The 13,286-nt window shown below is 64.3% G+C and carries 15 protein-coding genes and 1 tRNA gene; 8 read left to right on the top strand and 8 right to left on the bottom strand.

The features are described from left to right. Positions 1–173 precede the first annotated feature (173 nt). The 4 genes from CFB43_RS00080 to egtB all read right to left on the bottom strand — a co-directional run bounded on the left by CFB43_RS00080 (position 174) and on the right by egtB (position 3,291). Positions 174–428, bottom strand: coding sequence for a hypothetical protein (locus tag CFB43_RS00080; RefSeq protein ID WP_089493783.1), 255 nt, complete (start codon positions 426–428; stop codon positions 174–176). A 43-nt stretch (positions 429–471) separates the two neighbouring features. Continuing rightward, positions 472–774: a hypothetical protein gene (locus tag CFB43_RS00075; RefSeq protein ID WP_089471846.1), complete on the bottom strand. Its 303-nt coding sequence runs from the start codon at positions 772–774 to the stop codon at positions 472–474. 296 nt (positions 775–1,070) lie between these two features. Continuing rightward, on the bottom strand, positions 1,071–2,084 hold the full coding sequence (gene egtD, locus CFB43_RS00070; protein ID WP_089493782.1) for an L-histidine N(alpha)-methyltransferase: 1,014 nt from the start codon (positions 2,082–2,084) through the stop codon (positions 1,071–1,073). Next, positions 2,068–3,291, bottom strand: a complete 1,224-nt coding sequence (gene egtB, locus CFB43_RS00065; RefSeq protein WP_089493781.1) for an ergothioneine biosynthesis protein EgtB — start codon at positions 3,289–3,291, stop codon at positions 2,068–2,070. The genes egtD and egtB overlap by 17 nt, the downstream gene beginning before the upstream one ends. Positions 3,292–3,852: 561 nt before the next feature. Here egtB and CFB43_RS00060 point away from each other — a divergent pair. Together CFB43_RS00060 and CFB43_RS00055 are read left to right on the top strand one after the other, a co-directional pair. Further along, positions 3,853–4,329, top strand: a complete 477-nt coding sequence (locus tag CFB43_RS00060) for a carboxymuconolactone decarboxylase family protein (RefSeq protein WP_089493780.1) — start codon at positions 3,853–3,855, stop codon at positions 4,327–4,329. Further along, positions 4,329–5,210, top strand: a complete 882-nt coding sequence (locus CFB43_RS00055; RefSeq protein ID WP_089493779.1) for a sigma-70 family RNA polymerase sigma factor — start codon at positions 4,329–4,331, stop codon at positions 5,208–5,210. Before CFB43_RS00060 ends, CFB43_RS00055 begins: the two co-directional genes overlap by 1 nt. Positions 5,211–5,311: 101 nt before the next feature. Here the strand turns inward: CFB43_RS00055 and CFB43_RS00050 are convergent, their stop codons facing one another. After that, on the bottom strand, positions 5,312–5,815 hold the full coding sequence (locus tag CFB43_RS00050) for a DUF2628 domain-containing protein (protein ID WP_089493778.1): 504 nt from the start codon (positions 5,813–5,815) through the stop codon (positions 5,312–5,314). A gap of 308 nt (positions 5,816–6,123) precedes the next feature. Continuing rightward, positions 6,124–6,200: transfer RNA gene (locus CFB43_RS00045), tRNA-Val, on the bottom strand. A 498-nt stretch (positions 6,201–6,698) separates the two neighbouring features. On the opposite strand from CFB43_RS00045, the gene CFB43_RS38720 reads away from it, so the two are divergent. From CFB43_RS38720 to CFB43_RS00025, 4 genes are all read left to right on the top strand, one after another. Then, a complete protein-coding gene (locus CFB43_RS38720; protein ID WP_256989885.1) occupies positions 6,699–7,181 on the top strand; it encodes a hypothetical protein in 483 nt (160 codons plus the stop codon). Next, on the top strand, positions 7,181–7,897 hold the full coding sequence (locus CFB43_RS00035; protein ID WP_089493777.1) for a hypothetical protein: 717 nt from the start codon (positions 7,181–7,183) through the stop codon (positions 7,895–7,897). The genes CFB43_RS38720 and CFB43_RS00035 overlap by 1 nt, the downstream gene beginning before the upstream one ends. 76 nt (positions 7,898–7,973) lie before the next feature. Further along, complete coding sequence (locus CFB43_RS00030) at positions 7,974–8,291, top strand: hypothetical protein (RefSeq protein WP_089493776.1); 318 nt, start codon at positions 7,974–7,976, stop codon at positions 8,289–8,291. A 684-nt stretch (positions 8,292–8,975) separates the two neighbouring features. Next, entirely contained in the window at positions 8,976–9,536 is a 561-nt protein-coding gene (locus tag CFB43_RS00025) for a hypothetical protein (protein ID WP_256989883.1), read from the top strand. A 247-nt stretch (positions 9,537–9,783) separates the two neighbouring features. On the opposite strand, the gene CFB43_RS00020 is transcribed toward CFB43_RS00025, so the two are convergent. Together CFB43_RS00020 and CFB43_RS00015 are read right to left on the bottom strand one after the other, a co-directional pair. Continuing rightward, on the bottom strand, positions 9,784–10,542 hold the full coding sequence (locus CFB43_RS00020; protein WP_089493774.1) for an anti-sigma factor family protein: 759 nt from the start codon (positions 10,540–10,542) through the stop codon (positions 9,784–9,786). Then, positions 10,539–11,060: a sigma-70 family RNA polymerase sigma factor gene (locus CFB43_RS00015; protein ID WP_089493773.1), complete on the bottom strand. Its 522-nt coding sequence runs from the start codon at positions 11,058–11,060 to the stop codon at positions 10,539–10,541. Before CFB43_RS00015 ends, CFB43_RS00020 begins: the two co-directional genes overlap by 4 nt. A 156-nt stretch (positions 11,061–11,216) precedes the next feature. Between CFB43_RS00015 and CFB43_RS00010 the strand changes: the two genes are divergently transcribed. Together CFB43_RS00010 and CFB43_RS00005 are read left to right on the top strand one after the other, a co-directional pair. Beyond that, complete coding sequence (locus tag CFB43_RS00010; protein ID WP_089493772.1) at positions 11,217–12,311, top strand: catalase family peroxidase; 1,095 nt, start codon at positions 11,217–11,219, stop codon at positions 12,309–12,311. Then, entirely contained in the window at positions 12,311–12,841 is a 531-nt protein-coding gene (locus CFB43_RS00005; RefSeq protein ID WP_179254776.1) for a cytochrome b, read from the top strand. The genes CFB43_RS00010 and CFB43_RS00005 overlap by 1 nt, the downstream gene beginning before the upstream one ends. The last annotated feature ends 445 nt before the right edge of the window (positions 12,842–13,286 follow it).

Below are 13,286 nucleotides of genomic sequence, written 5' to 3'. Positions count from 1 at the left end.
GCGCGTTCGTGTGACTGCATTCTATGAACGCGCCGGATTCGCGCCACACGACGTTGTAAATGATCGTAACGAGGCGCGCGACGCGCATTCGTCAGATCAATCCGGATCGTGCTTGAGCGGGGAACGAGGCAGGTGGGCGCGGCGCCGCAGCGCCGCCCCGGTGACGATGATGCTTACTGCGCCGGCTGCATGCCCTGCGCGGCGGCCCTGTGTTGCGCGGCCTGCTCCTGCGCCTGCTTCTTCGCCATGTGGTGGCCGACGATACAACCGCCCACCGCGCCGACGACCGCATGGTGCCCCGCATAGTGGCCGGCCACACCGCCGACCACCGCGCCCTTCATGCAGCCCGCCGCGTGCGCGCTGCCGATGGTGGCCAGCGCAACGACGGCCGCGGTGGCATACAGCCTGATGTGTCGAATGGGCATCATGTTTTCATTCTCCTCATGTGGCGATCAAGTCGAGCCGCTTCGCTCAATCCCAGCGGCCGCCACGCCAGCCGCCGCGATCGCGCCACTCGTGCTCGCGCCATTCACGGCGGCGCCACTCGTGTTCGCGCCATTCGCGCTGACGCCAGCCGTCGCCACGCCAACCGTCGTCGCGATAGCCGACCGGCGCGTACATGACGGGCGGAGGCGGCGCCACGTAGACGGGCGCCGGCGCCACATAGGTGGGTACACCGATGCCGACCGACAGGTCGACGTGGGCCGAGGCGACACCCGAAGCTGCCAGCGCCGCTACACCGAGAACTGCACCGAGAATGAGTTTCTTGTTCATCTCGCAACTCCCTGCACGTGTCGTGCGTCATGTGAATACGGTTCGGAGTCTAGGCACCGGACACAGACACAGGTGAAACGGGTATGCGAGACAGGTAACGGACGTTTACAGGCGCCCGCCAAGCCTTGCGGGACAAGGAAGAGGCGGCATTCCAAACACCGTTGCAGCGATGCATCGGGCCGGTAAAAAAGGGGGGGTCGGCACGAAACCGGGTGATCGGCACGCGCAGGCGTGAACTGGAAAGAGCCGAAAGCGAACCGCCCGCACCATCCGCGAGCGGTTCGCAAGCACGTGCATCACGCGCGAATATCGTCGACGCTGCGCAGCCAGTGCACGCTGAACAGGTTGTCCGCGTCGGTCCACACGGTATCGGGCACGAATCCGGCGCGGCGTGCGATCGCATGGAAGCCGTCGATCGTGAACTTGTGCGAATTCTCCGTGTGGATGCGCTCGCCGGCGTCGAAGCGGAATGCGTGACCACGCACGTGCACCGTCTGCGCGACGTCGCTGACGAGATGCATCTCGATGCGCTGTCGCACGGGGTCGTAGAACGCGCAATGCAAGAACGCGTCGACGTTGAAATCCGCACCAAGCTCGGTATTCGCGCGCACCAGCAGGTTCAGGTTGAACTGCGCGGTCACGCCCTGCGCATCGTTGTACGCGTCGTGCAGCGTGCGCTCGTCCTTCACGAGATCCGCGCCGACCAGCAAGCCGCCGCCACGCAGCAGCCGCGCGGCATCGCGCAGGAACGCATCGGCTTCTTCCGGCGCGAAGTTGCCGATCGTCGAACCGGGAAAGAAGCCGATGCGCCGCGCCGGTGTCGCGGTCAGCTCGGCCAGTTGCTCGGCCTTCGTGTAGTCGGCCGCGATCGGTGCAACGTCGAGCCACGGATACGCGGCACGCAGCCGCGCGGCGGCGCCGTGCAGGTAGTCGGCCGAGATGTCGACCGGCACGTAGCGCGCCGGCGCGTTCGCATAATTGCCCGCGAACGCGTCAAGCAGCACACGGATCTTCTCGAGCGAGCCCGCGCCGAATTCGACGAGTTCCGCATGCGGGCCGACCCGCCGCACGATCTCGGCCGCGCGATCGCGCAGGATGCCGAGTTCGGTGCGGGTCGGGTAATACTCGGGCAGCTCGCAGATGCGATCGAACAACGTGGAGCCGGCCGCATCGTAGAAGTATTTCGGCGGAATGCTGCGCGGCGTACGCGACAGCCCGTCGATCAGGTCGCGCTCGAACGCGCTCGGCCGCGAATCGCGGGCGGGTTGCTGGCCACCGCTCGTGGCCGTCTGGTCAGACGTCTCGCGCAAGTCGCACCCCCGTGAATTGCCAGCGCGCGGCCGGCGGAAAGAAATTGCGGTACGTCGGCCGTTCATGCCCGGGCGGCGTCGCGATGCTGCTGCCGCGCAGGACTTGCTGGCCGACCATGAACTTGCCGTTGTATTCGGCAGCGACCCCGACGAGCGGCCGAAAGCCCGGGTACGGCTCGTAGGACGAGCGCGTCCATTGCCACACGTGCCCGAGCATCTGCCGGATGCCTTCGGCGGGGAACGCGGCTTCCCATTCGAATTCGGTCGGCAGGCGCGCGCCGGCCCATTCCGCGTACGCGGCCGCTTCGTAGAAGCTCACGTGGCACACCGGTGCGTCGGGTGCGAGCGCCTCGACGCCGTGCAGGCCGAACGTGCGCCGCACGCGCGTGGCGGCCGCATCGTCGTCGTCGGGCATCCAGTACGCGGGCCCTTGCCACCCTTCCCGCTGCACCGTCGCCCAGCCGTCCGACAGCCAGAACTCGGGGCGCGTATAGCCGCCGTCCGCGACGAACGCCGCGAATTCCGCATTCGTCACCAGGCGGTTCGCGATCTCGTATGGCCGCACGAGCGCGGTATGACGCGGCCGTTCGTTGTCGAACGAGAACGCCTCGCCGTCGTGACCGATCTCGACGAGCCCGCCCGGCTGATGCAGCCAGCGCTGCGCGCCGGCGTCGCCCGCGGCCATCGCGCCAGCGTCCGTCCCGTTGCGCGGCCGGAACGCCGGCTTCAGCGGGTTGCACGAGAACGCATGCAGCATGTCGGTGACGATCAGCTCCTGATGCTGCTGCTCGTGATGCAGGCCAAGCACGACCTCGGGCGCGATCGTCTCGAGCAACGCCGCGTCGGCGCCGGCCAGCGCGCGCAGCATCGCGTCGTCGACGTATTGCCGGTACGCATGCACCTCGTCGAGCGACGGGCGCGAGAGCAGCCCGCGTTGCGGCCGCGGATGGCGCGGGCCGAGCGCTTCGTAATAGGAATTGAAGAGGAACTGGAATGCCGCGTCGAACGGCGCGTAGCCGGGCACGCGGCGCATCAGCACGACGGTTTCGAAGAACCAGGTCGTATGCGCGAGGTGCCATTTCGTCGGACTGGCGTCGGGCATCGACTGCACGGCCTGGTCCTCGGCGGACAACGTCGCGGTCAACGCGACGCTATGGGCGCGCACGTCCTGGTAACGGCGCTGAAGCTGTGAGGCAAGGAGGCTCATCGGTTTACCGTCCACGTCGCGGTTCGCTGCGTTGCGTGTTGCCGGAAAAAGGAAAGCCTTGCGCGTGATGCGCGCGGCTGACGTGCGACCTGCTGCTGCGTCGTCGGGCAGCCGGCGCGCGCGCCGGGCCGCGGATGCGGCGTCACTTCATCTGCCCGTGCAGAACAGTATGGGCCAGAAATGTGAATGTTGCTGACCGAGATGCGGATGAAACAGCAGATAAATGTAAATGAAAGCAACCGATCACCTGCCAATTGCTGACATCCGCGCGTATCGAGGAGCATGCGGAGGAGCATGCGTCGGCCGTTGTGATCGACGCACGCCGCGGACGTTCGCGCGGCCGTGATCGTTTCCCTGATGTAAATGCGAAATCGTCTGACCAGCGTGGGCGCGCGAAGCATGCTCGCCGCGTTTGCGTTCGACGAGCACCCTGCCCGCCCTTCCCCCGCGGCCTTCCACGCCGACCTGCTCACCGGCTTCAAAAAAAATTTTGCGTCGATGTCACACACGCGGGGGGCTCGCTCGTCATATCACCGGAACCCACACCAAAGGAGAAGGACCATGACTGCGAAACTCAACCCGTTTGCCGCCGCACCCGCGCTGATGAAGCACTGGATGACCGTCTCGGTCGCCGCCGCGCAGAGCCTCGAGCCGACGCTGGTCGAGCTGGTCAAGATCCGCGCATCGCAGATCAACGCATGCGCGAACTGCATTAACATGCACGCGGCCGAAGCCCGCGAGCAAGGCGAGACCGAGCAGCGCATCTACCTGCTGTCCGCGTGGCGCGAAGCGCCCTGCTACACCGACCGCGAACGCGCGGCGCTCGGCTGGACCGACGCGCTCACGCGGCTGTCGGAGAGCCACGCGGCGCACGAAGCGGCCTACGCGGCGCTGAACGACCACTTCAGCCAGGAGGAACAGGTGAAACTCACGCTGATGATCAACGTGATCAACGGCTGGAACCGGCTCGCGGTCGGCTTCGGGCTGTGGATCGAACCGGCCGAAGCAAAGGCCGCCGCCGCGAAGATGGTGGCCTGATGCCGAACCTCGACCCGGCCAACGGCAGCGTCGATGCACGGGCCGATGCGGCGGCGAGCTTCGACCCGCTGCGCCGCACGCTGATCCGCGTCGCATACCGGATGCTCGGTTCCGTCGCGGATGCCGAGGACATGGTGCAGGAGGCGTTCATCCGCTGGATGGACGTCGACCGCACCGAGGTGCGCGTGCCTGAAGCGTTCCTGCGCCGCATGGTGATGCGCATGTGCCTCGACCAGCTGAAGTCCGCGCGGCACCAGCGCGAGACCTATGTCGGCCCGTGGCTGCCCGAGCCGGTCGTCGAGGAAGACGAACAGGAAGACGTCACGCTGTCGCTGCTGCTCGCGCTCGAACGGCTCTCCCCGCTCGAACGCGCGGCGTTCCTGCTGCACGACGTGTTCGGCCTCGAGTTCGACGAAGTGGCCACGACGATCCAGCGCGACCCGGCCGCGTGCCGCCAGCTCGCTGCGCGGGCCCGCACGCATGTGCGCGAGGCGCGGCCGCGCTTCCATGTCGAGAAGCAACGCGGAATCGAATTGGCGGAAGCGTTTTTTGCGGCGTCACGCAGCGGCGACATGCGCGCGCTCGGCGCGATGCTCGCCGAGGACGTGAGCCTGCACGCGGATGGCGGCGGCAAACGCCCGGCCGCGGGCATCCCGGTGCTCGGCTTCGAGCGTGTGATGAAGGTGCACGAGTACCTGGCCAGGCTGTTCGCCACGCATGCGTCGAAGCTCGTGCGTGCGGGGTTCATCAACGGGCTGCCGGGTTTCGTGACGCAGGAAGCGGACGGCGAGCTGCAGACCACGGCGCTCGAGATCGAGGACGGGAAAATCGTCGCGATCTATGTCGTGCGGAATCCTGACAAGTTGAAGCACCTGCATTGAGGGTGGCGGGATCACGCGGCGGGTGCCGTGCGCATGCGCGGCCGCGATGCGCCCTTTTCTTCGTCCTGCCGCCCTGCCTTACCGGCCGCCGGCTCCTGCGCTCAATACGTTCCGGCCACGAGGTAGATCAAGACGCCGAGCAACGGCGTCGCGATCGCGAAACCGGCTGCCGAGAGCCAGTTCGTGCCGCCCTGCGCTTCCAGCAACGCGAGCAACGATTCGCGGGACGTCGCGCTCGGGCGCAATTTTTCGATCTGGCGTACGACGTGCGTCCTGTAGAGGCTGTTCCCGCACCAGCCGAGCGTGACCGCGATCCCGATGGTGACCGGGTCGAACGTGGTCGATTCGAAGTAACGCGGGAAGAACAGCAGCTCGACCAGCGTGATCGCGAGCGTCGCGCCAAGGACGGCCGCCGCCTGCCAGTACATGCAGCGATACGCCATCCACACCGGGCCGAGGAAACAGGCTGCCCAGTTCCACGACTGCCGGTTCTTTCGCGATGCGGCGATCTCCCACTTCCTTTCGAACCAGGCGGCTTTCTTGCCGACGAAAGCGGCGATTTCGTCGTTGCTCGCGGATGACGTGGCGGTCGTGACGTCGGACATGGTCGTGTGCTCTCAGTCGCGCGGATCGCGCGTCGTTGTTTTGATGTGTGGGAGATCGGGCGACGGTCGGAACAGCCGCTTCGATGCGCACACGATTCTACGCGCGGCGCAGTGGCCGTTGTATGGCGAATCGAGGTGTCGGTGAGGAACGATGTGATGCCGCGGATCGCGCCACGCATCGGGGCGACATGCGTTGTTTCGGCCGGAAAAAGAAAAACGCCACGCGATGTTGCCGCGTGGCGTTTGTATGTTGGCGAGCCGCATTGCCTGTAGGCAAGTTGTGCTGCCAGACCCCTTCATTTGTTCGTTGGTAGGCTCGATTGGATTCGAACCAACGACCCCCACCATGTCAAGGTGGTGCTCTAACCAACTGAGCTACGAGCCTAAGAAGCCGCGAATTATAGAGAGGGTTTTTGAGGAGCACAAGCCCCTTCATGAAAATTTTTTGAATCGGCGTGCGTGAGGGCCGACGATCGATGTTGCGTGGCGATGCCGCGAACGCTGCCTTCACCTGTTCGCATCACAGCAAAACGCGTCGATGCGCTGTGGTGTTATCCACATTGCCCTCTGGATAACCATCCGGCAAGCCTCTGGATTCACAGTGGAACGATTGAGGATATGTCGCCGCGGCTGTGAATCGACGAAAAGTTGTTCTGTGCTGCCGGGAGCTGTTCACGTCGCGCACCCAGGGTTATGCATTCCGCTTCCCGTCGAGAATTCATGGGGTTAGGGACGTTATCCACTGTGAGGCACAGGGTTTGTTAACTATCACTACGTATGTATACGAACTCTGTTAACACCTTTGGATAAGCACAGTCCGTCGACTGTGATCCATGCAGGATATGCACTGCGTGCGGTGATCGGATGAACGAAGTCGCAAGCTGTGAGACGCATCGGACGATGCGCGAGCCGCTGTATCTGTAGAATCGCCGGCATTCAGGATGCGAAGGCCTGGCGCACAGGCTCGCGACAGATGAGCGATTCCTCGTCGACCCGGCTCGACGCACTCGATATCGATGCCGACGTATGCCGGTTGCAGCAACACCCGAGCGACATCGTGCTCGAGCAACGCGTGTCGATGCCGGAGGCCGATGTCCTGTGTTGCCGCTACCAAGGCGAGCGATTCAACGTGAAGTTCGATCTCGACTATCGGGTGTTCGTCGATCGTGTCGGGAAGCTGTCCGGCGAGGACGCCGCAAAGATCGTCGGAGGGCTTGCAAAGGAAGCAGGGCGATCACCGTATATTTCTCGTCGCGACATGCGACGGTCGAGTTCGAACCCTGAGCCATCGAAGATGACGACCGACACGATGAAACCGAAGCAAGACTTGGGCAACGCGAGCGCTGCCCGCAACCGGAGCGGGTAATGGGCCCCATTCACTGCGGTCGGCACGGACACGACAACGGCATCACGACATCGAAGGGCATTGCCGCGCGCATCCGGCAGCGCGGGCAGTTCATGTCCGGCGAGCTCGTGAAGGTTTCGCTCGACCGACGGAAATACAGCCTGGAAAGGTGGATGCTGCGTGCTGAACTTGCCGAGCACGAGGTCGATGCGACCTTTATCGACAACGTTGCGCACGTGACGGCGTTTCCGAAGATCGCGGCGCTGGAGCGCTTGCGGGAGCGTCTGTGTTCGGCATGCCTGGACGAGCTGCTCGTGCGTTCCGGCGAGGTGCCCTATAAACCGACGACGAAAGAGCAAGCGTTCGACACGTCGGTCGTCGCGGCGAATGCGAAGTGGTCGCGCGGCGACGCGCGCTGCGAGTTGCACGGCTTGATCCGGCCGACACGGACCTCACCGGATATCGAGGACGCTATCTTGTCGATCGACGTGATCCGCGATTGTCACGTCGTGCGGGTGACCGATGCCAGCGTGGAGCATGGCGTCACGCATTGGTTTGACGAAGCGTTTTTGCGCAAGGTGCTCGGGCCGGACATCGACATCGTTGAATCGACGTTTCGCATCGATGATCGGGCCACGTTCGTGCAGATGTGGGACGCCGGTGAGCTCGTGTGTCCGGTGTGCCTGCGAGAGGTGCTGGAACGTAGCGGTCTGCGCAAGGACGACACGCGGACGTGAACGCAACGGAGCAATCGTGATGGGCATGATCGCGCAGTACGACATCGGTCCTAACCAGTAATATCCGGAGAACACCATGAGCAAGCTGAATTTCGGCAGGATCGATCGTTGTTCCGTCTGGCTCAATACCGCGACGTTGCTCGGCCTGAAGTCCGCCTATGAGGAATTTGCGAAGACCGGGCAAGACCTGCGCAACTTCGAGATCTGCATCGAGGATGCAAGTGCCGCCAAGGTCGATCCGAAGCCCGAGGACGCCGTCATCCGCGTGACGTTCTCGGCGAAGATGCCGCCGGGCATGCGCGGGCTCGGTAACGCGAGTCCGCTCGGGACGTCGATCCAGTACGTCGTTTCTCCGGAAACTGGCGAGATTCTCAGGGTTTATCTGACCAAGTGACTTCGGAGGGGGTGAAGGTCGTCAGCCTTCACGTGTGGACAACTGCGGCACAAAACGATGCGAAACGCTGTGCTGACACAAGGTGAGCGTTTGCCCGGATCACAAGCTGGGTGCGGATCTCGGCGAATGTTGACCTCGACAAGCCGATCAGAATGTTCGAGCACGCAACTGGACGGAGAGAAGCAAGCCCCGAGAACGGGGTCCATGCGGAACGTGCAACGTGTTTGTGCGCTTGTCCACAGCGCGTATGTGGACAACTCACACACCCAACCAGTCGAATCGCTGTGCGTCGGACAGGTGAGCACCCTATATTCGACCATGCGAATCAGCCCGAACGCCTTGTCTGACAGGGATTTTCCGGAATAGCGCAGGCGATGTGGAGCCTGCTCGCGCGATCCGTCGTGATGGAATGCCTTGTGGATATCGAGCCGCCAACGCACTCGAAATCCTGTGCATTCAACGGGTGAGGGAGGGTACGCGAATTCGGCGAGAATGTTCGCGTTACCTGACGGGGCGTGGATATCGCGCTTTCATACAACTCGACTCCACGATTCCTTGTGCGCTTCAGATACCAACTCGGCTAGCGTCGCGAGAGAAGGCGGCATATGCCAGGACAAAGTCGCACAGCAAGGATGATCGTTCGCTATGCTGCCCGTGACAACGCACCGATTCCATCCGAGACACATGAGCGCAACTGCACGGACCATTCTCAAAGCCATTCTGAGCATCCCCATTGCCTTTGGTCTCGCCTATCCCGTTGTCCATCCCTCCGAAGACGGAGGCGTTCTCGGCGAAATAGCGGTGCTTGGAACAATCGGAAGCATCGTCGTCGTCGCGGTTTTCCTGGCGCTGGTCTATGCCTACGCGAGCGACCTCCGGACGACCCTGAAATCGGTCAACCGAGGATCGCGTGCGGCCGAACCCAACAGCGTCTGGCTGATGTTCCTCTTGCCCTACAACTTCATCGAGGACTTCTTCATTATTTCCAACGTGGCGAAGTCCCTGGAAGCGGAGTCTCGTATCAATCCGGCTCTGTCGGGATTGCGCTCGTTCGGCCGGACCAGCGGCATCGGGTGGTGTCTCGCCCAGGTTCTTTCGTTGATACCCAATGCCATTGGCTCTATCGCGGGCGGTGTCGCGGTTTTCCTCTGGGTTTGGCACTGGGTGTTCGTGCGCCGGACGAACAAGATGCTTGCCGGCAGCCAGGTCTCGGTGACGACTCTACCTGGACGGACAGGATCGTAGCCCGCCTTGGAAGCCAGATCGCTTACCCGTGATCGATGTGGATATCCCGTTCCACGGCGACTCGAAACCCTGTGATTCCAAAGGTGAGGGCGCTGGCGCGGCGCGATGTGCATAACAGCCGGGGAAAGTCAGTCGAAACGCTGTGCGGGCGAATGGTGAGCGGGCGCCCGTTCAAGCCCGCCGGGCTGGCCCGCCAAAGGCGCTGGCGGCCACCACCAACCGCCAGCCGGGCGCGCATCCTGCCACTTCAAGTCTGCTGGTCGAGCGCCTGCACGACTGCCTTATCGCCAAGACTCCCCGTCGGCCCGACCACCGCATAGTTGAGCCCGTTCACCGATCCATACCGCGCGAGCAGCGCACCGTCCACGCGTTGCCCGGCCGGGAGCAGCCGATGTTTCGATTCCGCCGGCCGGAGATAGAAGCTCAGCGTCCGTCCGGCCTCGTCCTCATAGAGCACCATCGCGGCAGTCGCCCCGCTGTCCGTCGTGAACAACCGCCCGCCGACCGGCCTGAACCCCGCCGCGCTCAAATCCGGCAGCTTCGCCGATGCGCCCACGCCTTTGGTGAGCCATCCCTGCAAATCGCCCGCACCGGTCGGCCGGTAATCGACCTTGGCCGTCCGATCGACCACCATCATCTGGTAAGCCTTGACTGCATCGCTCATCGGCGCGATGGGCGGCGGCGCGTTCCACCCGCGCGCCTGCCATCCGCCGAACGTCCCGAGCCCGACGCAGAACACGAGCGAAGCCGCCATCGCGAACCGCATCCGCGAGCGCTCCATGCGCCGTCCGCGAATCGCCGCCGGATCCAGCGCGGGATTGTCCGCCGGCATCCGCACGCTCTCGAGCGCGGCCCGCAACCGCTGCGCGTCCTGCTGCCAGTGCTTCACCTGTTCCGCGCGCGCCGGATGCAGCGCGAGATAGCGCTCGACCGCGGCACGCGCATCGTCGTCGAGCTGGCCGTCGACGTAGGCCTGGAGGTCGTGTTCGTTCGGAGGCGTGTTCATTTCTTCATCAACCGGAGAGAAGGAGCGGGAAGTTCGCCGTCGCTGAGCTGACGCAGCGCCTGGCGCGCGCGGGAGAGCCGCGACATCACGGTGCCGATCGGAATGTCGAGCAGGTCGGCGACTTCCTGATAGGTGAAGCCCTCGACCGCGACGAGCAGCAGCAGGCTGCGCTGCTCGTCGGAGAGCCGGCCGAATGCTTCGAGCGTCGCGCGCGCCGCGAATTCGCGTTCGGCGGACGGCCAGTGCGCTTCATCGTCGTCGCGAATGCGCCCAAGCAGCCACGCATAGCGCTTCGCGCTGCGTTTGCCGTCGAGAAACTGCCGGTACAGGATCGTGAAGAGCCAGCTGCGCAGCGACGCGTCGTCGCGGCGGCTCGTCCAGCGCGACAGCGCGCGCTCGAGCGTCGACTGGACGAGATCGTCGGCCGCATGGACGTCGCGGGCCAGCCAGAGTGCGAAGCGTCGCAGCCTGGGGAGGAGTTCGCGTAGTGCTTCGTCGTCGAGGGCGGTGGAGGGCATGGCCGGGCCGGTTGCCGAATGGGTCGAGATGCCACGTAGGACGCCGGTTGGCGCCGCTTATTCCACCAGCATACGAAAAAACTTTTCGTGGAATAAAGCGGCGTGGGCGGCGTCCTACGCGGGTTCGACAATGACCTGATGGTCGGGAGTCTATATATGGAGCGATCTTCTTCCTCTTCTTCGCCGCGGCGCGAGCCCGGGCGCGGGTGGTGGCGCTGGGCCGCGATCGGCGGCGCGGTGGCCGGCGTGGCTGTGGCGTTCGGGTATGTCGGCGGCTGGCTCGCGCCGGCGCGTCTGACCCCGCACCGGATCGTCGACGCGTTGCAGACGGCCGGCGGCGGCATTCACCCGGGCTTCCGGCGCAATCACGCGAAGGGCGTGTGCGTGACCGGTTACTTCGAAGGCAACGGTGCGGCGAGCGCGTATTCGGTCGCGCCGTTCTTCCAGGCGGTGCGCACGCCGGTGGTCGGGCGGTTCGCGTTGCCGGGCGGGAATCCGTATGCACCCGACAGCAGCGTGCCGATCCGCAGCCTCGCGCTGAGGCTCACCGCGCCGGACGGCGAGCAGTGGCGCACCGGGATGAACGCGATGCCCGTGTTTCCGGTCGCGACGCCGCAGGCGTTCTACGCGCAATTGATGGCGACCCGGCCGGATCCGAAGACGGGCAAGCCCGACCCGGCGAAGGTGAAGGCGTTTTTCGGCGCGCACCCGGAGACGGCCGCGTTCCTGCAGTGGATCAAAGGTGCGAAGCCGAGCGCGAGTTACGTCACCGAGAGCTATTACGGGTTGAACGCGTTCTACTTCATCGACGCGGCGGGCAAGCGTCAGGCGGTGCGGTGGCGCGTCGTGCCGGAGCAGACGGCCGGCGCCGGCGACGTCGCGACGGCGGCGGACCCGAACGTGTTGCAGCAGGACGTGACACAGCGCATCGCGGCCGGTCCGCAGAAGTGGAAGCTGCTGGTCACGCTGGCGGAGCCCGGCGACCCGGTGGACGACGCGACGAAGGTCTGGCCCGCGCAGCGCACGACGATCGATGCGGGCACGCTCGTGCTCGACCGTGTGGAGGCGCAGGACAGTGGGCCGTGCCGCGACGTGAATTACGACCCGACGGTGCTGCCGCAGGGGATTCAGGTATCGGGGGATCCGTTGCTGCCGGCGCGGTCGGCGGCTTACGCGGATTCGTATCTGCGCAGGACGAGTGAAGAGGCCGGGGTAGCGGGCGTGGCGCGATTGAGTGGGGAGGGACGGTGATGAAGGCTTCGACGACGTTTAGCGTGCCGGCGCGGGTGCTGCACTGGGTGATGGCCGCGATGATCATCGCGATGCTGTTCATCGGGGTGGGGATGGTGGCGTCTGTCTCTGAGCGGCACGCGATTCTGGTGGCGATCCACAAGCCGCTGGGTATTGCCGTGCTGGTGCTCGTGTGCGTGCGGATCGTGGTGCGGGTTCTGTCGAAGCCGCCGGCATTGCCCGAGGATCTGCCGTGGTGGCAGAAGGTTGCCGCGCACGGGTCGCATCTCGTGCTGTATGCGCTGATGCTCGCGATGCCCCTGATCGGCTGGGCGATGCTGTCGGCCGGCGGCTACCCGGTGACGTTGGGCGGTGGTGTGCAGCTGCCGGCGCTGGTGTCGGCCGATCCGGTGACGTTTGCATGGCTCCGGGTCGCGCACAGGGTGCTGGCGTATCTGTTCTTCGCGACGTTCCTCGTGCACTTTGCCGCGGCGCTGTATCACGGGCTGATTCGACGGGACGGCGTAGTGAGGGCGATGGTGGGGCGGTGAGCGGCGGAGGATTGCGCTCGATGCGGCGGGGCGGTTCACGGGCGACCGCGGCTGTTCCCGCCGTGTCGCATATATATGACCGGAGAACAGGTTCAGAGCCCCCCGCTACCACATGTCAAAATAATTTCACAAAAGGGGTTGCGGAGACTGAAGCAGGTGCTTAGAATCACGCCTCTTTCGCGCTAACGGAAACGCAGCGCGGGGGAAAGAAGGGAAGCGGTGCTGTTGATGTCGGTTTTAACGACTCCAGCGCAAATGGAATAAAACCGCAGTCGTCGCAACGAAGTAGTTAAAAAAGTTGTTGACGGATTTAAAAAAACGGTTCATAATCTCGCTTCTCTGCTGCTGAAAACGCAGCGCTGCTGAGAAACACGAAGTTCCTCGCAGAATGCTCTTTAAAAATTAACAGCCGATAAGTGTGGGCGCTTGATGAAAGCGAGCTGAT

It is taken from the genome of Burkholderia sp. AU15512 (assembly GCF_002223325.1).
Lineage (GTDB): Bacteria > Pseudomonadota > Gammaproteobacteria > Burkholderiales > Burkholderiaceae > Burkholderia.
Note: the sequence above shows the minus strand (reverse complement) of the source record. Positions and strands in the feature narration are given on the sequence as shown.